This window comes from Streptomyces bambusae, assembly GCF_019400985.1.
In the GTDB taxonomy this organism is placed as follows: Bacteria; Actinomycetota; Actinomycetes; order Streptomycetales; family Streptomycetaceae; genus Streptomyces; species Streptomyces bambusae_A.
The window spans coordinates 1-21,450 of record NZ_WTFF01000024.1; the positions used below are offsets into that span (position 1 = coordinate 1).

General features: G+C 71.0%; 23 protein-coding genes. 15 read left to right on the forward strand and 8 right to left on the reverse strand.

From position 1 onward, the window contains the following. The 3 genes from GPJ59_RS06245 to tesB all read left to right on the forward strand — a co-directional run. On the forward strand, window positions 1-327 hold a 327-nt coding region (locus tag GPJ59_RS06245), incomplete at its 5' end, for a helix-turn-helix domain-containing protein (RefSeq protein ID WP_219665402.1). Window positions 328-438: 111 nt separating this feature from the next. Further along, window positions 439-1,596, forward strand: coding sequence for an acyl-CoA dehydrogenase family protein (locus GPJ59_RS06250; protein WP_219665404.1), 1,158 nt, complete (start codon window positions 439-441; stop codon window positions 1,594-1,596). Between the two features lie 6 nt (window positions 1,597-1,602). Next, the gene (gene tesB / locus GPJ59_RS06255; protein ID WP_219665405.1) at window positions 1,603-2,481 is read left to right on the forward strand and encodes an acyl-CoA thioesterase II; all 879 of its coding nucleotides are present in this window, start codon (window positions 1,603-1,605) and stop codon (window positions 2,479-2,481) included. Here the strand turns inward: tesB and GPJ59_RS06260 are convergent. From GPJ59_RS06260 to GPJ59_RS06275, 4 genes are all read right to left on the reverse strand, one after another. After that, a complete protein-coding gene (locus tag GPJ59_RS06260) occupies window positions 2,478-2,900 on the reverse strand; it encodes a PIN domain nuclease (protein WP_219665406.1) in 423 nt (140 codons plus the stop codon). The genes tesB and GPJ59_RS06260 overlap by 4 nt on opposite strands. Further along, window positions 2,897-3,106: a type II toxin-antitoxin system VapB family antitoxin gene (locus GPJ59_RS06265; RefSeq protein ID WP_219665407.1), complete on the reverse strand. Its 210-nt coding sequence runs from the start codon at window positions 3,104-3,106 to the stop codon at window positions 2,897-2,899. Before GPJ59_RS06265 ends, GPJ59_RS06260 begins: the two co-directional genes overlap by 4 nt. Window positions 3,107-3,187: 81 nt before the next feature. Then, entirely contained in the window at window positions 3,188-4,000 is an 813-nt protein-coding gene (locus GPJ59_RS06270) for a phosphatase (RefSeq protein WP_219665409.1), read from the reverse strand. Between the two features lie 224 nt (window positions 4,001-4,224). Further along, a complete protein-coding gene (locus GPJ59_RS06275) occupies window positions 4,225-4,803 on the reverse strand; it encodes an SACE_7040 family transcriptional regulator (protein ID WP_219665410.1) in 579 nt (192 codons plus the stop codon). A gap of 99 nt (window positions 4,804-4,902) precedes the next feature. Here GPJ59_RS06275 and GPJ59_RS06280 point away from each other — a divergent pair, with 99 nt between their 5' ends. From GPJ59_RS06280 to GPJ59_RS06325, 10 genes are all read left to right on the forward strand, one after another. Beyond that, on the forward strand, window positions 4,903-6,519 hold the full coding sequence (locus tag GPJ59_RS06280) for a carboxyl transferase domain-containing protein (RefSeq protein ID WP_219665411.1): 1,617 nt from the start codon (window positions 4,903-4,905) through the stop codon (window positions 6,517-6,519). An 11-nt stretch (window positions 6,520-6,530) separates the two neighbouring features. Further along, on the forward strand, window positions 6,531-8,687 hold the full coding sequence (locus tag GPJ59_RS06285) for an acetyl-CoA carboxylase biotin carboxylase subunit (RefSeq protein ID WP_219665412.1): 2,157 nt from the start codon (window positions 6,531-6,533) through the stop codon (window positions 8,685-8,687). An 11-nt stretch (window positions 8,688-8,698) separates the two neighbouring features. After that, entirely contained in the window at window positions 8,699-9,622 is a 924-nt protein-coding gene (locus GPJ59_RS06290) for a hydroxymethylglutaryl-CoA lyase (RefSeq protein ID WP_219665456.1), read from the forward strand. Between the two features lie 8 nt (window positions 9,623-9,630). Next, window positions 9,631-10,791: an acyl-CoA dehydrogenase family protein gene (locus GPJ59_RS06295; RefSeq protein ID WP_219665414.1), complete on the forward strand. Its 1,161-nt coding sequence runs from the start codon at window positions 9,631-9,633 to the stop codon at window positions 10,789-10,791. 183 nt (window positions 10,792-10,974) lie between these two features. Beyond that, window positions 10,975-12,006, forward strand: coding sequence for an ABC transporter substrate-binding protein (locus GPJ59_RS06300; protein WP_219665415.1), 1,032 nt, complete (start codon window positions 10,975-10,977; stop codon window positions 12,004-12,006). A gap of 133 nt (window positions 12,007-12,139) precedes the next feature. Then, window positions 12,140-13,081 (forward strand): siderophore-interacting protein, encoded by a 942-nt coding sequence (locus GPJ59_RS06305; RefSeq protein WP_219665416.1) that lies wholly within the window; start codon window positions 12,140-12,142, stop codon window positions 13,079-13,081. A gap of 137 nt (window positions 13,082-13,218) precedes the next feature. Beyond that, complete coding sequence (locus GPJ59_RS06310) at window positions 13,219-14,736, forward strand: pyridoxal phosphate-dependent decarboxylase family protein (RefSeq protein ID WP_219665418.1); 1,518 nt, start codon at window positions 13,219-13,221, stop codon at window positions 14,734-14,736. Beyond that, window positions 14,720-16,021 (forward strand): lysine N(6)-hydroxylase/L-ornithine N(5)-oxygenase family protein, encoded by a 1,302-nt coding sequence (locus tag GPJ59_RS06315; RefSeq protein ID WP_219665419.1) that lies wholly within the window; start codon window positions 14,720-14,722, stop codon window positions 16,019-16,021. Before GPJ59_RS06310 ends, GPJ59_RS06315 begins: the two co-directional genes overlap by 17 nt. Beyond that, the gene (locus GPJ59_RS06320; protein ID WP_219665420.1) at window positions 16,018-16,617 is read left to right on the forward strand and encodes a GNAT family N-acetyltransferase; all 600 of its coding nucleotides are present in this window, start codon (window positions 16,018-16,020) and stop codon (window positions 16,615-16,617) included. Before GPJ59_RS06315 ends, GPJ59_RS06320 begins: the two co-directional genes overlap by 4 nt. Beyond that, the gene (locus tag GPJ59_RS06325; protein ID WP_219665422.1) at window positions 16,614-18,395 is read left to right on the forward strand and encodes an IucA/IucC family protein; all 1,782 of its coding nucleotides are present in this window, start codon (window positions 16,614-16,616) and stop codon (window positions 18,393-18,395) included. The genes GPJ59_RS06320 and GPJ59_RS06325 overlap by 4 nt, the downstream gene beginning before the upstream one ends. A 117-nt stretch (window positions 18,396-18,512) precedes the next feature. On the opposite strand, the gene GPJ59_RS06330 is transcribed toward GPJ59_RS06325, so the two are convergent. The 3 genes from GPJ59_RS06330 to GPJ59_RS37175 are packed head-to-tail and all read right to left on the reverse strand — an operon-like array spanning window position 18,513 to window position 19,251. Beyond that, window positions 18,513-18,716 (reverse strand): DUF7848 domain-containing protein, encoded by a 204-nt coding sequence (locus tag GPJ59_RS06330; protein ID WP_219665423.1) that lies wholly within the window; start codon window positions 18,714-18,716, stop codon window positions 18,513-18,515. Continuing rightward, a complete protein-coding gene (locus tag GPJ59_RS37170) occupies window positions 18,713-19,129 on the reverse strand; it encodes an ATP-binding protein (RefSeq protein WP_308120167.1) in 417 nt (138 codons plus the stop codon). The genes GPJ59_RS06330 and GPJ59_RS37170 overlap by 4 nt, the downstream gene beginning before the upstream one ends. After that, window positions 19,126-19,251 (reverse strand): hypothetical protein, encoded by a 126-nt coding sequence (locus tag GPJ59_RS37175; protein WP_258023957.1) that lies wholly within the window; start codon window positions 19,249-19,251, stop codon window positions 19,126-19,128. Before GPJ59_RS37175 ends, GPJ59_RS37170 begins: the two co-directional genes overlap by 4 nt. Window positions 19,252-19,522: 271 nt before the next feature. Between GPJ59_RS37175 and GPJ59_RS06340 the strand changes: the two genes are divergently transcribed. After that, window positions 19,523-20,365: a helix-turn-helix domain-containing protein gene (locus GPJ59_RS06340; RefSeq protein WP_219665426.1), complete on the forward strand. Its 843-nt coding sequence runs from the start codon at window positions 19,523-19,525 to the stop codon at window positions 20,363-20,365. Next, window positions 20,362-20,589 (forward strand): DUF397 domain-containing protein, encoded by a 228-nt coding sequence (locus GPJ59_RS06345; protein ID WP_219665427.1) that lies wholly within the window; start codon window positions 20,362-20,364, stop codon window positions 20,587-20,589. The genes GPJ59_RS06340 and GPJ59_RS06345 overlap by 4 nt, the downstream gene beginning before the upstream one ends. A gap of 26 nt (window positions 20,590-20,615) precedes the next feature. Here GPJ59_RS06345 and GPJ59_RS06350 read toward each other — a convergent pair whose 3' ends face one another. Next, window positions 20,616-21,383, reverse strand: coding sequence for an alpha/beta fold hydrolase (locus tag GPJ59_RS06350; RefSeq protein WP_219665429.1), 768 nt, complete (start codon window positions 21,381-21,383; stop codon window positions 20,616-20,618). Window positions 21,384-21,450 lie beyond the last annotated feature (67 nt).

Sequence of the window (21,450 nt, forward strand, 5' to 3'; positions counted from 1 at the left end):
GAGGCGGCCCGTACCCCGCTGGCCCGGCACACCGACCCCGGCCTCGCGGGGCTGGTCGGCGAGGCCGAGGCGCGCGCCCACGCCGAGGCCCTGCTCGGCCCGCTGTCCCCCGCACTGCGTGAGACCCTGCGCGCCTGGCTCGCACACCACGGCAGCTGGGACCGGTCGGCGGCGGCCCTGGGCGTGCACCGCAACACCGTCCGCCAGCGCATCGCCCGCGGCGCGGCCCTGCTCGGCCGCGACCTGGACGACCCGGACACCCGCATGGAGCTGTGGTTCGCCCTGCGGTGGGTCCCCGGCGCCCCGCGGGGCGGAACGCGCGGCTGACGTCGTCTGTGCTGCACATGACTCTGGACAGGGTGGACAACCCGCCGGTAACTTAATATGAGCAAGCGCTTAGACATAAGCGGCGGACCGCCGCGACGAAGGGAGCCGGCCGTGCGCCGTACGGTGTTCAACGAGGACCACGAGGCGTTCCGCGAGACGATCCGCGCCTTCATCGAGGCCGAGGTCGTCCCCGTCTACGACGAGTGGTTCCAGGCCGGCCAGGCGCCGCGCGACTTCTACTACAAGCTCGGCGAGCTGGGCGTCTTCGGCATCAACGTCCCCGAGGAGTTCGGCGGCGCGGGCCTGGACACGCACAAGTTCGAGGCCGTCCTCTACGAGGAGACCTCCCGCGCGGGTGTGAACTTCGGCGGCTCCGGCGTGCACGTGCTGCTCGCCCTGCCCTACATCAAGATGCTCGCCACCGACGAGCAGAAGAAGCGTTACCTCCCGAAGTTCGTCTCCGGCGAGGAGATGTGGGCGCTGGCGATGACCGAGCCGGGCACCGGCTCCGACGTCGCGGGCATGAAGACCACCGCCAAGCTCTCCGAGGACGGCACGCACTACGTCCTCAACGGCGCCAAGACCTTCATCACCGGTGGCGTGCACGCCGACCGCGTCATCGTCTGCGCCCGCACCTCCGCCCCGAGCGAGCAGGACCGCCGCTTCGGCATCTCCCTGTTCGCCGTGGACACCAAGTCCGAGGGCTACTCCATCGGCCGCAAGCTGGACAAGCTGGGCCTGCGCACCTCCGACACCGCCGAGCTCGCCTTCGTCGACGTCAAGGTCCCGGTCGAGGACCTGCTCGGCGAGGAGGGCAAGGGCTTCTACTACCTCGGCCACAACCTGGCCTCCGAGCGCTGGGGCATCGCCTTCGGCGCGTACGCGCAGGCCAAGGCCGCCGTCCGGTTCGCGCAGCAGTACGTCACCGACCGCACGGTCTTCGGCAAGCCGGTCGCGCACTTCCAGAACACCAAGTTCGAGCTGGCCGCCTGCCAGGCCGAGGTCGATGCCGCCGAGGCCGTCGCCGACCGCGCCCTGGAGGCCCTGGACGCCGGCGAGCTGACCCCGGCCGAGGCCGCCTCCGCGAAGCTGTTCTGCACCGAGGTCGCGCACCGCGTGATCGACCGCTGCCTCCAGCTGCACGGCGGCTACGGCTACATGAACGAGTACCCGATCGCCCGCCTGTACGCCGACAACCGCGTCAACCGCATCTACGGCGGCACCAGCGAGATCATGAAGTCGATCATCGCCAAGTCGATGGGGCTGTAAGTCCCCTTGAGCAAGGCACTGACCGAACTCCTCGATCTGCTCGACCTGGAGCAGATCGAGGAGAACATCTTCCGCGGCACCAGCCGGCCGTCGCTGATCCCGCGCGTGTTCGGCGGCCAGGTCGCCGCGCAGGCGCTGGTGGCGGCCGGCCGCACCGTGCCGGCGGACCGCACGCCGCACTCCCTGCACTCGTACTTCCTGCGCGCCGGGGACCCGGGCGCGCCGATCGTCTACTCCGTGGACCGGATCCGCGACGGCCGCTCCTTCACCACCCGGCGGGTGGTCGCCGTCCAGCACGGCCAGCCGATCTTCCACCTCTCGGCGTCCTTCCAGACGTACGAGGAGGGGCTGGACCACCAGACGGGGATGCCGGACGCGCCGGACCCGGAGACCCTGCCGACGGCGGCGGAGGACCTGCCGCGCTACCGGGAGCTCTTCCGGGACCCCGGCACGGTGGAGCGGCTGCTCGACGCGCGCGGCGCGGTGGACCTGCGGTACGCGACGACCCCGCCGTGGGGCAGCATCGGCGAACCGGTCGAGCCGCGCTCGCAGGTGTGGTTCCGTACGGCCGGCAAGCTCGCGGAGGACGACCCGCTGCTGCACGTCTGCCTGGCCACGTACGTCTCGGACATGACCCTGCTGGACTCGGTCCTGCTGGCGCACGGCCGGGGCGGCTGGGCGGTCGGCGACGTGGTGGGCGCCTCGCTGGACCACGCGATGTGGTTCCACCGCCCGTTCCGGGCCGACGAATGGCTCCTGTACGACCAGGACTCCCCGACGGCCCACGGCGGCCGGGGCCTGGGCCAGGCCCGCATCTGGACCCAGGACGGCCGACTGGCGGTCACGGTCATCCAGGAGGGCGTGGTCCGGGTACCCCGCGGCTAGAGGGACCCGGGCGGGGCCACCCAGGCGGTGGCCTGCCCGGTGACGCGGGCCACCGTCTCGAAGTCCGAGTCGTAGTGCAGGACAGTGAGGCCGCTCAACTCCGCGGTAGCCGCCACGAGCAGGTCGACGGGCCCCGCGCTGCGGTGCTCTCCCCGGTCTGTGAGCAGCCTCTGGACCTTTTGAGCACGCCGAAACACAGAGTCGTGTATCGGTGTCCAGTTGAACAGCTCCGCCAAGGTCTCCTGCTTCTCCAACCGGTCACCAAGAGACCGCGCCGAAAAGAGGATCTCCAGCTCGGTGATGTCACACAGGGCCACGACACCCTCGACGAGATGATCGCTCCACCGGGTCCGCACCAGCTTGTCAGTCATGATGCGGACAGCGGCGGAGGTGTCGACGAGATACGTGACGGGGCTCATCGACGGTAGTTCTTCTTGTCCAGGAGGATGTCGAAGTCGCCCCGCTCGCCCATCGCCGCCAGCTTCTCGAGGGCCTGGAGCCGCCGGTGGCGCTTGGCCACTTCGAGCAGCGCCGCGTTGACGGTGTCCTTCTTGGTCGTCGTGCCCAGTATCGACGCGGCCTCGCTCAGCGCGGCGTCGTCGACGTCCACATAGAGGTTCGACATAACATATCCTCCCTGCCCAGGTGACATATGTGAGGCTACGCCTCGACAGGAGCCGGGAACAACGGCCGTCACCCGGACGAGCTACGCCGCCGGCAGGCCCGCCGTGTGCAGGAGGTATGCCACCAGGGGGTCGTAGTAGCGGGGGTCGCGGACGTGGTCGTCGAGGGGGACGGCCACCTGGAGGGTGCCCTCCGCTTCGCCCAGGAAGAGCGCGGGGTCGTTGCAGTCCGCGTAGCCGACGGCGTCCAGGCCGCGCTGGGCCGCGCAGCCGGCCCAGCCGTGGTCGGCGACGACCAGGTCGGGCTGCGGGCGCTGCTCGGCGGCGAGGCCGTCGAGGATCGCGGCCATCGGGTTCGGCGAATGCGTGTGCCACAGGGTCGCGCCCCGCTCCAGCACGGCCACGTCGCCGAACTGCCACACCGAGCCCTCGTCGGCCGTCAGCCCGGCCGGGATGACGACGATCTCGCAGCCGGCGGCGCGCAGGGCGTCGGCCGTGGCCCGGTGGACGTCCAGGAGGCCGCCCGGGTGGCCGGTGGCGAAGAGCACGCTCTGCTGGTCCAGGGCCGCCTTGTGCAGGCGGGCGGCCATCCGGTCCAGGCCGTCGACCGTCAGCTCCGGGTCGATGGTGTCCTGGCCGCTGCGGTGGGACGGGTCGTCCACGACGCCGACGCGCTCGGCCATCACGGCGAGGACGTCCTGCTCGTCGGTCCAGCGGTCGCCCAGCTCCAGGCCGAGCCAGTAGTGGCGGTCGCCGTTGGCCAGCTTGCGGTAGTGGGAGAGGTTGTTCTCCCGTGGGGTCGCGACCTGGCCGGCGATGCGGGTCCGGACCAGGTGGTCGATCAGTTCGGCGCGGCTGGGGACGGGCGTGTCTATCGGCATCGGCATGCGGTCCATTCTGCCGTCGCCGCGCCGGAGCCGCTGGTTCCGTCCCGCCGACCGGACACGCGCGCCGTCGGTGACGCACCCGATCGGGTGAACGCCGGCTCAGCGCGTCGACAGGACCGGCGCATCGGCCGGCCCGGCGCATCGGCCGGCCCCGCCGCGTCCGCCGGAGCGGGAAGCCCCTCCGGGAGCCGGAGCAAACGCCGGAGCCGGAGCCGCCGCCCCCGCGGGCCGCTTCAGTGCGAGAGTGCCGCGAACGCCCCGTGCGCCAGCCTGCGCAGCAGCGACTCCGTCGCCTCGCGGCTCAGCGCGCCGAGGTGCGGTGTGGAGTTCAGCAGGCCGAAGACGGCGTGCACGGCCACCCGGGCCTCCGCCTCCTCCGCCGCCGGGTGCAGCTCCCGTACGACCTCCACCCACAGCTCCACGTACTGCCGCTGGAGCTGCCGTACGAGCTTGCGGTCGGCCTCGCGCAGCCGGTCGAGCTCGCGGTCGTGGAGGGTGATCAGCGCGCGGTCGTCCAGCGCGAAGTCGATGTGCCCGTCGATGAGCGAGGCGAGCACGGCCGCGGGGTCCCCGGCGGCCTCGGCGACCCGGTGCCGGCCGCCGGTGAACAGCCGCTCGCTGATGCCGACCAGCAGCTCGGCCAGCATCGCGTCCTTGCCGGCGAAGTGCCGGTACAGGCCGGGCCCGCTGATGCCCACGGCGGCGCCTATCTCGTCCACGCCCACGCCATGGAATCCGCGCGCGGCGAAGAGGCGGGCGGCCTCACTGAGGATCTGCTCGCGACGGGTGGGGGCGACCGCTCTGGTGCTCATGGGAATCCATTCTAGACAGGGCCGTTAGCGGTCGTTAACCTGAGCCCGTACGCGTTAACGATGATTAACCAGGTGCACCGAGCAAGGGAGCTCGAAGCGATGCAGCAGGCACCAGTGCTTCACAGCGCCGCCGACCCGGCGTCCGAGGCCTGGCGGACCAACGAGGCCGCCCACCAGGAGCTCGCGCAGGACCTGCGCGCCCGCCTCGAAGCGGCCCGGCTCGGCGGCGGCGAGAAGGCCCGCGCCCGGCACACCGCCCGGGGCAAGCTCCTGCCCCGGGACCGGGTGGACACCCTCCTCGACCCCGGCTCCCCCTTCCTGGAGCTCGCCCCGCTGGCCGCCGAGGGCATGTACGGGGGCGCCGCCCCCGCGGCCGGCGTGATCGCGGGCATCGGCCGGGTCAGCGGGCGCGAGTGCGTGATCGTCGCCAACGACGCCACCGTCAAGGGCGGCACGTACTACCCGATGACGGTCAAGAAGCACCTGCGCGCGCAGGAGGTGGCCCTGGAGAATCGTCTCCCCTGCCTCTACCTCGTCGACTCCGGCGGCGCCTTCCTGCCCATGCAGGACGAGGTCTTCCCCGACCGCGAGCACTTCGGCCGGATCTTCTACAACCAGGCCCGGATGTCCGGCGCCGGCATCCCGCAGATCGCGGCCGTGCTGGGGTCCTGCACCGCGGGCGGGGCGTACGTACCGGCGATGAGCGACGAGGCGGTCATCGTGCGCGGCCAGGGCACGATCTTCCTGGGCGGCCCGCCGCTGGTGAAGGCCGCGACCGGCGAGGTCGTCACGGCCGAGGAACTGGGCGGCGGCGAGGTGCACTCGCGCGTCTCCGGCGTCACCGACCACCTCGCCGAGGACGACGCGCACGCGCTGCGCATCGTCCGCAACATCGTCGCGACGCTCCCCGAGCGCGGGCCGCTGCCCTGGCCGGTGGAGCCGGCCGAGGAGCCGAAGGCGGACCCGTACGGGCTGTACGGCGCGGTGCCGGTCGACTCCCGCACTCCCTACGACGCCCGCGAGATCATCGCGCGGATCGTGGACGGCTCCCGCTTCCAGGAGTTCAAGGCGGAGTACGGCACCACGCTGGTCACCGGCTTCGCCCGGATCCACGGCCACCCGGTGGGCATCGTCGCCAACAACGGCATCCTGTTCTCCGAGTCCGCCCAGAAGGGCGCGCACTTCATCGAGCTGTGCGACCAGCGCGGCATCCCGCTGCTGTTCCTCCAGAACATCTCCGGCTTCATGGTCGGCCGGGACTACGAGGCCGGCGGCATCGCCAAGCACGGCGCCAAGATGGTCACGGCGGTCGCCTGCACCCGCGTGCCGAAGCTGACGGTCGTGGTCGGCGGCAGCTACGGCGCGGGCAACTACTCGATGTGCGGCCGCGCGTACAGCCCCCGCTTCCTGTGGATGTGGCCCAACGCCAAGATCTCGGTCATGGGCGGCGAGCAGGCCGCGTCGGTCCTGGCGACGGTCAAGCGCGACCAGATCGAGGGCGCCGGCCAGGACTGGTCCGCGCAGGAGGAGGACGCCTTCAAGGCGCCGATCCGCGCCCAGTACGAGGAGCAGGGCAACGCCTACTACGCCACCGCCCGCCTGTGGGACGACGGGGTCATCGACCCGCTGGAGACCCGGCAGGTGGTGGGCCTGGCCCTGACCGCATGCGCCAACGCCCCGCTGGGCGAGCCCGGCTTCGGCATCTTCCGGATGTGAGGACCTCTTCGATGTTCAGCACTGTCCTTGTGGCGAACCGGGGCGAGATCGCGGTCCGCGTCATCCGCACCCTGCGCGAGCTCGGCGTGCGCTCGGTGGCCGTGTTCAGCGACGCCGACGCCGACGCGCGGCACGTCCGGGAGGCCGACACGGCCGTCCGGATCGGCCCGGCGGCGGCCGCCGAGAGCTACCTGTCCGTCCCCAAGCTGATCGACGCGGCCCGGCGCACCGGCGCCGAGGCGGTCCACCCCGGGTACGGCTTCCTCGCCGAGAACGCGGAGTTCGCACGGGCCTGCGCCGAGGCCGGTCTGGCCTTCATCGGCCCGACGCCCGGGGCGATCTCCCTGATGGGCGACAAGATCCGGGCCAAGGAGACGGTGAAGGCGGCCGGCGTGCCGGTCGTGCCCGGCTCCTCCGGCAGCGGCCTGACCGACACCGAACTCGCGGCCGCCGCAGCTGAGATCGGCATGCCGGTGCTGCTCAAGCCCTCGGCGGGCGGCGGCGGCAAGGGCATGCGCCTGGTCCGGGACGCGGCCCTGCTCGGCGAGGAGATCGCGGCCGCCCGGCGCGAGGCCCGCTCCTCCTTCGGCGACGACACCTTGCTCGTGGAGCGGTGGATCGACCGCCCCCGGCACATCGAGATCCAGGTGCTGGCGGACGCCCACGGCAACGTGGTGCACCTGGGCGAGCGCGAGTGCTCGCTCCAGCGCCGCCACCAGAAGATCATCGAGGAGGCGCCGAGCGTCCTGCTGGACGAGAAGACGCGCGCGGCGATGGGCGAGGCGGCGGTGAACGCGGCCCGTTCGTGCGGCTACGTCGGCGCGGGCACGGTGGAGTTCATCGTGCCCGGAGGCGACCCCTCCGCCTACTACTTCATGGAGATGAACACCCGCCTCCAGGTCGAGCACCCCGTGACCGAGCTGATCACTGGGCTGGACCTGGTCGAGCAGCAGCTGCGGGTCGCTGCCGGCGAGGAACTGGGCTTCGGACAGTCCGAGGTGGCCTTGACCGGGCACTCCGTGGAGGCCCGGATCTGCGCCGAGGACCCCTCGCGCGGGTTCCTGCCGTCGGGCGGGACCGTGCTGACGCTGTCGGAGCCGTCGGGTCTGTCGGTCCGTACGGACTCCGGGCTGCTGGCCGGGGTCCCGGTCGGGAGCACGTACGACCCGATGCTGTCGAAGGTCATCGCCTACGGTCCCGACCGCGCCTCGGCCCTGCGCAGCCTGCGGGCGGCGCTGGCGGAGACGGTGGTTCTTGGTGTGCCCACCAATGCAGGCTTCCTGCGGAGGTTGCTCGCGCATCCGGACGTGGTCTCCGGCAACCTGGACACGGGGCTGGTCGAGCGGGAGCTGGCAGGGCTGCTGCCCGAGGGCGTACCGGCCGAGGTGTACGCGGCGGCTGCGCTGCTCCGCACCGAGGTTTCTTTCCCCCACCCCGCCCCTTCCCGTAACTGGGGGCTCCGCCCCCGGACCCCCGCGCCTCAAACGCCGGCGGGGCTGGATGGGTGGGTCGACCCGTTCGGGGTCGCGAGCGGCTGGCGCCTGGGCGGCACGCCCGCCTGGACGGTCCACCACTTCCGGGTCCCGGGCCAGGACCCGCTCCAGGTCCGTACCCGTCCGGCTGCCTCCGGTACGGAAGTCCTGCTCGGTCAGCCAAATCCAGCCCCGCCGGCGATTGAGGCGCGGGGGTCCGGGGGCGGAGCCCCCGTTTCGGGAAGGGGCGGGGTGGGGGAAGAGCCCCGCGCAGCGGCCCGGCTCGCCCGCCTCGTCACCCACGACGCCACCACCGCCACCATCGAACTGGACGGCGTCACCCACCGCTTCGCCTACGCCCCCTCCCCGGAGGGCACCTGGCTGGGCCGCGACGGCGACTCCTGGCACGTCCAGGCGTACGACCCGGTGGAGGCGAGCCTCAGCGGCCGCGCCCATGCCGGCGCCGACACCCTCGCCGCCCCGATGCCCGGCACCGTCACCGTCGTCAAGGTGGCCGTCGGCGAGCGGGTCGCGGCCGGCCAGAGCCTGCTCGTCGTCGAGGCGATGAAGATGGAGCACGTCATCTCCGCCCCGCACGCCGGCACCGTGACGGAACTGGACGTGACCCCCGGCACCACCGTGGCCATGGACCAGGTGCTGGCCGTGGTCACCCCCGACCCGGAGGAGGACCTGTGAACGGCCTGCCCATGACCGTGCCCGCCGCCGGGCTCCCCGCCCGGGTGCGGATCCACGAGGTCGGCGCCCGCGACGGCCTGCAGAACGAGAAGGCCACCGTGCCGACCGAGGTGAAGGCGGAGTTCATCCACCGCCTCGCAGCCGCGGGCCTGACCACGGTCGAGGCGACCAGCTTCGTGCACCCCCGCTGGGTGCCCCAGCTCGCGGACGCCGAGGAGCTGCTGCCGCGGCTGGGCGACCTCGGCCCGGCGGTGGCCCTGCCGGTGCTCGTGCCCAACGAGCGCGGCCTGGACCGCGCCCTGGCCCTGGGCGCGACCCGGATCGCCGTCTTCGGCTCGGCCACCGAGACCTTCGCCGCCCGCAACCTCAACCGGACCGTGGCAGAGTCCCTCGCCATGTTCGAGCCGGTCGTCGAGCGGGCCAAGCAGGACAAGGTGCACGTCCGCGGGTACCTGTCCATGTGCTTCGGCGACCCCTGGGAGGGCCCGGTGCCCGTCGCCCAGGTGGTCCGCGTCGCCAAGGCGCTGCTCGACCTCGGCTGCGACGAGCTGAGCCTGGGCGACACGATCGGCGTGGCCACGCCCGGCCATGTGCAAGCGCTCCTGTCCGCGCTGGGCGAGGAGGGGGTCGGCGCCGACCGGATCGGCGTGCACTTCCACGACACCTACGGCCAGGCCCTGGCCAACACCCTGGCAGCACTCCAGCACGGGGTGACCACCGTCGACGCCTCCGCCGGCGGCCTCGGCGGCTGCCCGTACGCCAAGAGCGCCACCGGCAACCTCGCCACCGAGGACCTGGTGTGGATGCTCCACGGCCTCGGCATCGAAACCGGCGTCGACCTGGCCGCCCTCACCGCCACGAGCGTGTGGATGGCCGAACAGCTGGGCCGGCCCAGCCCCTCCCGTACCGTCCGTGCCCTCTCCCACAAGGAGTGACTTACCCCATGTCCCTCGACCACCGGCTCACCCCCGAGCACGAGGAACTCCGCCGCACCGTGGAGGAGTTCGCGCACGACGTCGTCGCGCCGAAGATCGGCGACCTCTACGAGCGGCACGAGTTCCCGTACGAGATCGTCCGCGAGATGGGCCGCATGGGCCTGTTCGGCCTGCCGTTCCCCGAGGAGTACGGCGGCATGGGCGGCGACTACCTCGCGCTCGGCATCGCGCTGGAGGAGCTGGCCCGCGTCGACTCCTCCGTGGCCATCACCCTGGAGGCGGGCGTCTCCCTGGGCGCCATGCCGCTGTATCGATTCGGCACCGAGGAGCAGAAGCAGCAGTGGCTGCCCAAGCTGTGCTCGGGCGAGATGCTCGGCGCGTTCGGGCTGACCGAGCCGGAGGCGGGCAGCGACGCGGGCGGCACCCGTACGACCGCCGTCAAGGACGGCGACGAGTGGGTGATCAACGGCTCCAAGTGCTTCATCACCAACTCCGGCACGGACATCACCGGCCTGGTCACCGTCACCGCCGTCACCGGCCGCAAGGCGGACGGCCGCCCCGAGATCTCCTCGATCCTCGTGCCGTCCGGCACCCCGGGCTTCACCGTGGCCGCGCCCTACTCCAAGGTCGGCTGGAACGCCTCGGACACCCGTGAGCTGTCCTTCGACAACGTCCGGGTCCCGCTCGCCAACCTGGTGGGGGAGGAGGGCCGCGGGTACGCGCAGTTCCTGCGCATCCTCGACGAGGGCCGGGTCGCCATCGCCGCGCTCGCCACGGGCCTGGCGCAGGGCTGCGTGGACGAGTCGGTGAAGTACGCCCAGGAGCGCCGGGCGTTCGGCCGGCCGATCGGCGACAACCAGGCGATCCAGTTCAAGCTGGCGGACATGGAGATGCGGGCGCACATGGCCCGGCTCGGCTGGCGCGACGCGGCGTCCCGGCTGGTGCGCGGCGAGGAGTTCAAGAAGGAGGCGGCCATCGCGAAGCTGTACTCCTCGACGGTCGCCGTCGACAACGCCCGCGAGGCCACGCAGATCCACGGCGGGTACGGGTTCATGAACGAGTACCCGGTGGCCCGGATGTGGCGCGACTCCAAGATCCTGGAGATCGGCGAGGGCACCAGCGAGGTGCAGCGCATGCTGATCGCCAGGGAGCTGGGCTTCACCGGCTGACGCCGGGCTTTACCGGCTGACGCCGGCGACTCGGCCGGTACCGGGCATGGCCGAAAGCCGCTGATCGAATCGATGCCGGGGCGTTACTCAGGCCCCTCTTACTCGGTGAGTTGAGGTTAGGCTAACCTTCCTTCCGAGAATGGCCGAGAGGCCGCCCCGGCACGCACGAAAGCGGACACCGACATGCCCCAGTCCCGAGCGACCCTCCTCACCCGTCGCGGCATCCTCTCCGCCGGCGGCGCCCTCGCCCTCGGCGCCACCCTGGCCGCCTGCGGCGACAAGAAGGACGGCGCGGACTCGGGCAACGGCAAGGGCGACGGCAAGCCCTTCAGCTTCAAGGACGACCGCGGCACGGACGTGACCGCCAAGTCGACCCCGAAGAACATCGTCGCCTTCGTCGGAACGGCCGCCGCCCTGTACGACTTCGGCATCAAGGTCAAGGGCGTTTTCGGCCCGACCAGGACCGCCGACGGCAAGGCCGACGTCCAGGCCGGTTCGATGGACATCTCCAAGGTCGAGATCGTCGGCAACGTCTACGGCGAGTTCAACATCGAGAAGTACGCCGCGCTGGAGCCCGAACTCCTCGTCACCAACATGTGGGTCAAGGACGACCCGTGGTACGTCCCGGCTGAGTCCAAGGACAAGATCCTCACCATGGCCCCCAGCGCCATGCTCTTCGCCGGCCCGGACACCACGATCCCGAACGCCGTCGCCCGTCACGCCGAACTGGCCGCCGCCCTCGGCGCCGACCTCAAGGCCTCGGCCGTCACCTCCGCCAAGGAGCGCTTCGAGAAGGCCGCCGAGCGCCTGCGGTCGGCCGCGAAGGCCAACCCGGGTCTGAAGGTCCTGATCGGATCCGGCTCCGCCGAGCTGTTCTACGTCTCGGTGCCGAAGATGTCCGCGGACACCAAGTACTTCCAGGAGCTCGGCCTGACCTTCGTCGAGCCGGCCCCGAACGCCGAGGGCTTCTTCGAGGAGCTGTCCTGGGAGAACGCCGGCAAGTACCCGGCCGACCTCATCATGCTGGACAACCGCACCGGCACCCTCCAGGACGCCGAGCTGAAGGCCGGCAAGCCCACCTGGGCCAACCTGCCGGCCGTCAAGGCGGGCCAGGTCGTCGCGCGCGTCACCGAGCCGATTTTCTCGTACGACAAGTGCGCCAAGATCCTGGAGGACCTGGCCGCCGCGGTCGAGAAGGCCAAGAAGGTCAGCTGACCCCGCCCGGCTGACACTGTCCGCCTGACCCCGTCCGGCTGACCCCGTCTGCCCGGCCCCGTCCGGCTGACGCTGTCCGGCTGACGCCGTCCGGCCCGCCGCCGCCTCGACCGCATCCAGGGGGACCCACCGCATGACCGCCACCGCATCCGACGCCCCGGCCGCCGCCGCCCACTTCCGGTTCTTCGAGCTGGAGGTGCTGCGCACGCGCCGCCTCGGGCACTCGTTCCTGCGCGTCACGTTCGGCGGTGACTCCCTCGCGGACTTCCGCTCGGGCGGCTGGGACCAGAGCCTGTCGCTCTTCCTGCCGCTGCCCCACCAGCAGGACACGGTGCTCCCGTCCACGGACGAGGACACCTGGTTCGCCGCCTGGCGGGGCGTTCCGGACGACGAGCGCCCGGCGATGCGCTCGTACACCGTCCGCGAGCAGCGCCGTACGCCCGAGGGGGTGGACGAGGTCGACATCGACTTCGTCCTCCACGAGGACCCCGCCGCGGCGGCCGGCGGGGCCGGGTCCCCGGCCGCGAACTGGGCGGGACGGGCCGTGCCCGGACGGCGCATCATGGCGATCGGCCCGGCCGTGGCCGAGAACAAGTCGGTGCGCTTCCAGGCGCCGGAGGGCACCGACCTGGTCGTGCTGTACGCGGACGAGACCGCGCTGCCGGCGGCGGCCGCCATCCTTCAGCGGCTGCCCGAAGGCATGCCGGTCCAGGCCTGGTTCGAGGTGCCGCACGAGGATGACCGCCTGGAGCTGTCCACCCGGGCGCAGGCCCACATCACGTGGACCGTCCGCAAGGACGGCCCCGGCCGGACCGAACGGGTACTGGACGCGCTGCGCGCGGCCGAGGCGCCCTCCGCGCAGACCCCGTACGCCCGGACCCCGTACGCCTGGATCGCGGGCGAGGCCGGCACCGTACGAGCGGTGCGCCGCCACCTCGTGCAGGAGCGCGGCATCGACCGGCGCGCGGTGCGCTTCACCGGCTACTGGCGCCTGGGCGCGAGCGAGGAGCAGCTGCTCGCCGAGGCCTACGCGGGCCAGGCGCCGAGCGAGGACCCCGACTCCGCTCTGAGTTGAGGCATTTCAGAGGCATTTCATCCGAAGAGGCCCCGGCGGTGACGCCGGGGCCTCTTCGTTTTGGGTAGGAACTTAGGTTAGGCTAACCTAAGTATCACCAGTCACCCCCGCCTCTTCCCTGCCCGGAGGAACCGTTGATGCGTTCGCATCTGCTCAATGAGACGACCGCTGACGACTACCGGCGTTGCGTCACCGAGGGCGTCGAACGCGTGGCCGCGAAACTCGCGTCCACCGACAAGCCCCACACGGGCATATCCGTCGACGAACTCGCCCCCGTCATTGCGGGCATCGACCTGGACCGGCCGCTGGACGACCCGGCCGCCGTCCTCGACGAGCTGGAAGAGGTCTACCTGCGCGACGCGGTCTACTTCCACCACCCGCGCTACCTCGGCCACCTCAACTGCCCGGTCGTCATCCCCGCCGTGCTCGGCGAGGCCGTGCTCTCGGCCGTCAACTCCTCGCTGGACACCTGGGACCAGTCCATCGGTGGCACGCTCATCGAGCGCCGGCTCATCGACTGGACCGCCGGGCGCATCGGCTTCGGCCCCGGCGCCGACGGCGTCTTCACCTCCGGCGGCAGCCAGTCCAACTTCCACGCCCTGCTGCTCGCCCGCGACGAGGCCTGCCGTCTGGTGATGAAGAACAGCGAGCACACGCCGTCCAAGGCCGAAGTACTGCCCAAGCTGCGCATCTTCGCCTCCGAGGTCAGCCACTTCAGCGTCAAGAAGTCGGCCGCCATGCTGGGCCTGGGCTACGAGGCCGTGATCCCGGTCCCGGTCGACCGCACCAAGCGGATGGACACCGCCGCGCTCGCCCTGGAACTGGAGAACTGCGAGCGCGAGGGCCTGTTCGCGATGGCCGTCGTCGCCACCGCCGGCACCACCGACTTCGGGTCCATCGACCCGCTGCCCGAGATCGCCCGCCTGGCCGCCGAGCACTCCGCGTGGATGCACGTGGACGCCGCCTACGGCTGCGGGCTGCTGGTCTCGCCCACCCGCCGGCACCTGCTCGACGGCATCGAGCTGGCCGACTCGGTCACGGTCGACTACCACAAGTCCTTCTTCCAGCCGGTCTCCTCCAGCGCGGTGCTGGTCCGCGACCGCGACACCCTCGCGCACGCCACGTACCACGCGGACTACCTCAACCCGCTCCCAAAGGAGGTCGAGGTGGGGGCACCTCCCGTGCCCGGAGGGCTACGGGGGAGCATCCCCAACCAGGTCGACAAGTCCCTCCAGACCACCCGCCGGTTCGACGCGCTCAAGCTGTGGACGACCCTGCGCGTGATGGGCGCCGACGGTGTCGGCCGGCTCTTCGACGAGGTCTGCGCGCTGGCGGCCGAGGGCTGGAAGCTCATCGACGCCGACCCCCGCTTCGAGGTCGTCGTCCAGCCGCAGCTGTCCACGCTGGTCTTCCGCCACGTGCCGGCCGGCGAGGTCCGCCCGGACCTGGTCGACGAGGCCAACCTGCACGCCCGCAAGGCCCTGTTCGCCTCGGGCGAGGCCGTGGTGGCCGGCACGAAGGTGGACGGCGACCAGTACCTGAAGTTCACCCTCCTCAACCCGCAGACCACGACGGCCGACATCGCCGCCGTCCTCGACCTCCTCGCCGCACACGCCGAGCAGTACCTGGGAGAATCCCTTGTCTTCGCCTCGTGACACCCACGACTTCATCGCCATCGGCCTCGGCCCCTTCAACCTGGGGCTCGCCTGCCTGACCGCGCCGATCGAGGAGCTGGACGGCCTCTTCATCGAGTCGAAGCCGCACTTCGAGTGGCACGCGGGGATGTTCCTGGACGGAGCCCACCTGCAGACCCCGTTCATGTCGGACCTGGTCACGCTCGCCGACCCGACCTCGCCCTTCTCCTTCCTCAACTACCTGAAGGACAAGGACCGGCTGTTCTCCTTCTACATCCGGGAGAACTTCTACCCGCTGCGCACCGAGTACAACGACTACTGCCGCTGGGCCGCCGACCGCCTCGACAACGTCCTGTACTCCACGACCGTCACCGAGGTCACCTACGACGAGCCGGCCGGCCTGTACGAGGTCCGCACCGACCGGGGCGGAGTCCACCGGGCCCGCCACCTGGTCCTGGGCACCGGCACCCCGCCGTACGTCCCCGAGGCCTGCGCCGGCCTGGGCGGCGACTTCCTGCACAACTCGTCGTACGTCCAGCACAAGGCGGAGCTCCAGAAGAAGAAGTCGATCACCCTGGTCGGCTCCGGCCAGAGCGCGGCGGAGATCTACTACGACCTGCTCGGCGAGATCGACACCCACGGCTACCGGCTCAACTGGGTGACCCGCTCGCCGCGGTTCTTCCCGCTGGAGTACACCAAGCTCACTCTGGAGATGACCTCGCCCGAGTACGTGGACTACTTCCACGCCCTCCCCGAGGAGACCCGCTACCGCCTGGAGACCCAGCAGAAGACCCTCTTCAAGGGCATCGACGGCGAACTGATCAACGCGATCTTCGATCTCCTCTACCAGAAGAACGTCAGCAGCCCGGGCCGGGTCCCGACCACGCTGCTGACCAACACCTCCCTGGGCAGCGCCGCGTACGACACCACCACCGGCACCTACACCCTGGGGCTGCGCCAGGAGGAGCAGGAGCGGGACTTCACCCTGGCCACCGAGGGCCTGGTGCTGGCGACCGGGTACACGTACCGGGTCCCGGAGTTCCTCGCCCCCGTGCGCGACCGGCTGAACTTCGACGGGCACGGCCGCCTGGACGCGGCCCGCAACTACAGCGTGGACGTCACCGGCCGCGGCGTGTACCTGCAGAACGGCACGACGCACAACCACTCCATCACATCGCCCGACCTGGGCATGGCGGCGTACCGCAACGCGTACATCGTCGCCGAGCTGCTCGGCCGTGAGTACTACAAGGTCGAGAAGTCCATCGCGTTCCAGCAGTTCGCGGCCCCGGAAGGCACCCTCGTATGAGCACCACCGAGATCCTCTACTCGCGCCGGGACGACGTCCTCGGCACGTTCGCGATACGCCCGCTGAACCCGTTCGAGGACGCGGAGCTGCTGCACGGCTGGGTCACCCACCCCAAGGCGACGTTCTGGATGATGCAGGACGCCTCCCTGCCCGACGTCGAGCGCGCCTACGCGCAGATCGCGGCGGCCGAGCACCACCACGCGTACCTCGGCCTGCACGACGGCCGGCCGGCCTTCCTGATGGAGACATACGACCCGGGCGAGCTGGAACTGGTCGGCCTGTACGACGCCGAGCCCGGCGACGTCGGCATGCACTTCCTGGTCGCCCCGACCGGCACCCCGCTGTCCGGCTTCACACGCGCCGTGATCACCACGGTCATGGCCTCCCTGTTCGAGGACCCGGCGACCCGCCGCGTCGTCGTCGAGCCGGACGTCCGCAACACCGCCGTGCACGCCCTGAACGAGGCCGTCGGCTTCGTCCCCGAGCGCGAGGTCCGCAAGCCGGAGAAGACCGCCCTGCTGTCCTTCTGCACCCGCGACCGCTTCGAGGCCGCCACCGGCGTCTTCGCCGCAGGCAGCGCGGAGGTGTCGGCATGAGCCTCGAAGCCGCCGTCGCCCACCTCTCCCCCGAGCTGTGGGAGCGCGCCAACCGCGCCCTGGTCCGCAAGGCCCTCGCCGAGTTCTCCCACGAGCGGCTGCTGGTCCCGCAGGAGCTGGCGGACGGCCGCTACGCCGTCCGAAGCGACGACGGGGCGGTGGAGTATCGTTTCGCCGCCGCGCGCCACGCCCTGGACCACTGGGCGGTCGACGAGCGGTCGATCACCCGCCTCCAGGGCGCCACCGAGCTGCCGCTGGACGCCCTCGACTTCCACATCGAGCTGAAGGACAGCCTGGGCCTGAGCGCCGAGGTGCTGCCGGTCTACCTGGAGGAACTCTCCTCCACCCTGGCCGGCTCGGCCTTCAAGTACACCAAGGAGCAGGTCCCCGCGGCCGTCCTGGCGAAGTCCTCCTTCCAGGACATCGAGACGGGCATGACCGAGGGCCACCCCTGCTTCGTGGCCAACAACGGCCGGCTCGGCTTCGGCGTCCACGAGTACCTCAGCTACGCGCCGGAGACCGCGAGCCCGGTCCACCTGGTGTGGGTCGCCGCCCACAAGGACGTGTCGGTCTTCTCCGGCGGCGCGGGCCTGGACCACGACTCCTTCCTGCGCGAGGAGCTGGGCGACACGGCGTTCGAGGGCTTCGCGGCGAAGCTGCGCAGCCTCGGCCTGGACCCGGCGGACCACCACTTCTTCCCGGTGCACCCCTGGCAGTGGTGGAACAAGACCACGGTCACCTTCGCCACCGAGATCGCGAACCGCCGCCTGGTCCTCCTGGGCGAGGGCGAGGACGCGTACCTCCCCCAGCAGTCGATCCGCACCTTCTTCAACACCACCACGCCCACGAAGCACTACGTGAAGACGGCCATCTCGGTCCTCAACATGGGCTTCATGCGGGGCCTGTCGGCCGCGTACATGGAGGCGACCCCGGCGATCAACGACTGGCTGCACGACCTGATCGAGGCGGACGAGATCCTCCGGTCGGTCGACTTCTCGATCATCCGCGAGCGGGCGGCCATCGGCTACCACCACGGCCAGTACGAGCGCGCGACCGACCGCTACTCGCCGTACCGCAAGATGCTGGCGGCGCTGTGGCGCGAGTCCCCGGTGAACTCATTGGCGGAGGGCGAGCGCCTGGCGACCATGGCCTCCCTCCTCCACGTGGACGCGGACGGCCGCTCCTTCGCCGGCGCGCTGATCGCCGAGTCCGGGCTGGCGCCGGCCGAGTGGCTGCGCTCGTACCTGCGGGCCTACCTGGTGCCGCTGCTGCACTGCTTCTACCGCTACGACCTCGCGTACATGCCGCACGGCGAGAACACCATCCTGGTGATCGAGGACGGCGTGGTGAAGCGGGCGATCTTCAAGGACATAGCCGAGGAGATCGTGGTCATGGACCCGGACGCCGTCCTCCCCCCAACAGTCGAACGCATCCGCGCCGACATCCCGGAGGACATGAAGCTCCTCTCCATCTTCACGGACGTCTTCGACTGCTTCTTCCGCTTCCTCGGCTCGATCCTCGCGACGGAAGGCATCTGCAACGAGGACACCTTCTGGCAGGCGGTGGCCGACTGCGCCCACACCTACCAGGCCTCGGTCCCCACCCTGTCCGACCGCTTCGCCCGCTACGACCTCTTCGCACCCGAATTCCAGCTGTCCTGCCTGAACCGCCTCCAGCTCCGCAACAACCAACAGATGGTCGACCTGGCGGACCCGTCCGCCGCCCTCCAACTGGTCGGCACCCTCAAGAACCCCGTCGCGCCGTACGCGCGACGGTGATCAAGGGGCGGGCGCGCGTTTTCCGACTACGGTCCCTCGGGGCACGCGCCCGCCCCCTCCCCCGTCCCGGCGGGACCGCGGAGCCCATGGCCCTCTCCGCGGCCCCGCCGCGCTCCTCTATTCCGGCCGCAGGGCCCGTTGGAAGTCGGTCACGATCCGGCGGTAGCCGGTGTGGCCGGTCCCCCGCGCGTGGCGCAGCGCCCATACGGCGGCGCCTTGCTCTTCGTCGCCCGGGCCGGACCCCGCGTGGCACGAGGTGCACTCGACCTCGTAGATCGCGCCGGTGCCAGTCCGGTCGGGGGTGAGCAGCCAGGCGGTCACAGCGACATCCCCTTCACGGACATCTCCGCCCACACCCGCTTCCCGGGCCCGCTGCGTTCCCCGACGGCCCACCTGTCCGCGAGGGCGGCTACAAGCCACAGCCCGCGCCCGCCGCCCTCGTCCGTGTCGGCCGTCACGGGCACCGGCCGCGCCGGGCACGCGTCGTGCACCTCGACCCGTACGCCGTGCGCGAGTCGCACGTAGCGGGTCTCGATCTCCCGGTCCGTGGGCCCGAAGGCGTGCCGCACCGCGTTGGTCACCAGTTCCGACGCGATGATCAGGGCATCGTCCTCCAGCGCACCGAGCCCCCACCCGGCCAGCGCCTTACGCAACTCCGCCCGCGCGAGCCCGACACACTGCGCATCCCTCTGCCAGCGCCGAACCACCTCGTCCGCACGCGCCTGGCCGCTCACCGGACCACCACCCGGCCGTGGATGATCCGGGGACCCAGGTCGATCCCGTACGTCGCGAGGACGAGCACCTGCCGTCGCCACCACTGCTGTAGCGGTGACACCAGCCCGATAAAATGCAGCACGTTGACGCTCCTTGGTTAAGCGTTGGCCACGCCCCCGGACCGGTCGCACGGTCGCGGGGGTCCTTGCGTTCGCGGCAAGATCACGTGCAGCGATGCGCCGCGTACGTTCTGCCATCCAGATTGGCCACTATCCGAGTAACTGGCAAGCAGAACAACTGGATTGGCAATCTTGCCAAATGAGCTTCCTTCGTGTGGGTGACTCTGTGCGAGCATGTAGCCCCGCTGGCCGGAGCCAGGGAAACTTGGCCCAGCGTGGGAGAAAGGGGCGGTCGTGACAGCGCCAACCGTGCGACGTCGGCGACTCGGCTCCGAACTGCGGCGACTGCGGGAGGGAGCCAAGCTCACCCTCGATGAAGTCGAAGCGCAGTCTGGACTGAGCGCCTCCAAGGTGTCGCGCATCGAGAGCGCCACACGGGGCGCGAAGCCGGCAGACGTCGAACAGCTCATGTCCACGTACCAGCTCGAGGATCCGGACATCCGGGCGTTCTTGCTCACGCTGGCGAAGGACGGCGGCAAGCGCGGCTGGTGGCAGAGTTACGACCTCACCCCGGTCTACGCCGACCTGATCAGCCTGGAACACGACGCTTCGACGTTCAACACCTTCGAACCGATGTTGATCCCGGGGCTGCTGCAGACGGCGGGCTATGCGCGTGCTGTCATCAACGCGCTGAGCATGACGGCCACTCCGGCAGAGATCGCTCCCCTCGTCGAGGTGCGGATGGCCCGACAGTCCGTGCTCACCCGGCCGCGCCCGCTGAAACTCCGGGCGATCATCCACGAGGCCGCGATCAGCGCACGCGCCCCGGGCGTCGGCGTCATGCGGGACCAGATGCAGCGGCTTCTCGACGTGGCCGAGTACCCGCACGTGACAATTCAAGTACTGCCACTGGATGCTGAGTTGCATCCTGGTGCTGCGGGCGGGTTCACCGTTCTCGGCTTCGGCCAGGCCGGTCTCGATGTGGCTCTGCTGGAACAGCTGGACAGCAGCCTCTACATCGAGGAACCGCACGACGTGTCTCGGTACGCCGAGGCATTCGAGAGGCTGACCGCGTCGGCACTGCCGTTCGATCAGTCCCTGTCTCTTATCGCCGCCAAGAAGGACGCCCTACAGTGAGCACCCAGACACCCGAGTCGTCCGACACGCCCCAGCACTGGCACAAGAGCAGCTACAGCGGATCCAACAGCAACTGCGTCGAGGTCGCGGCGACAGCCGACGGCGGGCGGGCCGTGCGCGACAGCAAGGACGCCGCCCGGCCCGGAATTCACGCCACCGCCGCGGCGTGGACCGCGTTCCTGGACGAGGTGAAGCGGACCCCCGGGCGCCGCGGCCGGGCCTAGGGTCACGCCCCCTGCGGGCAGATGCCTCAGCCGTCGCCCAGCGCGGTGGCGGTCGCGTGCGCGAAGGCCTCCGGGTTGTCGAACATGATGTTGTGGCCGCAGTCGGGGACCGCCCGGACCGTTACGCCGGAGGCCGTCAGCCGCTCCGCGCCCGCCGGCGTGCCGTCGGCTGCCGGGTGGAGGCAGGTGCGGGGGACGGGCAGCTCCATCAGGTGCTCGCGCAGGCTGGGGGTCGTCCCCCGGGCCCGGTGGACCGTGGTGCGGTACAGGGCCTCGCGTCCGGCCAGGCGCATCGTGGCCCACCAGAAGGGGCCCACCCGTTGTTCGGTCTGCCGCCAGCCGTCGGCCAGGAACTCCTCCTCGGTGAAGGCCGCGATGCCGCTGCTGCCGGGTCCGGGAACCGGCGGCGCCGGGTCCAGTACGGCGTCCACCAGGACGAGCTTCGAGACGAGCTGCGGGTGCCGGGCGGCGAGCAGGATCGCCACCGCACCGCCCAGGCTGTGCGCGACGACCTCGGCGCCCGTCACCTCGGCGGCGTCCAGCGCGGCTGCCACGGCATCCGCGTGAGCCTCCAGCGTGTAGGTGAAGTCCGTCGGGCGGTCGCTGATGCCGAAGCCGAGAAGGTCGAGCAGCAACGACCGGCGGCCGGTCAGCAGTGGGTGCGCGGCGGCGGCAGCCCAGTACACCGGCGAGCTGGAGCCGAGTCCGTGCAGGTAGAGCCGGGCCGGCTCGACGCCGGGTATCTCCACCCAGCGGATCAGGTCGCCGTTCTCCGTCACGGGGGCATGGCGCATGGCCGACTCCTCTGTTCGATCGTTCGATGACGAGACAGCCTGAAGATACCTCGATCACGAGGTATAG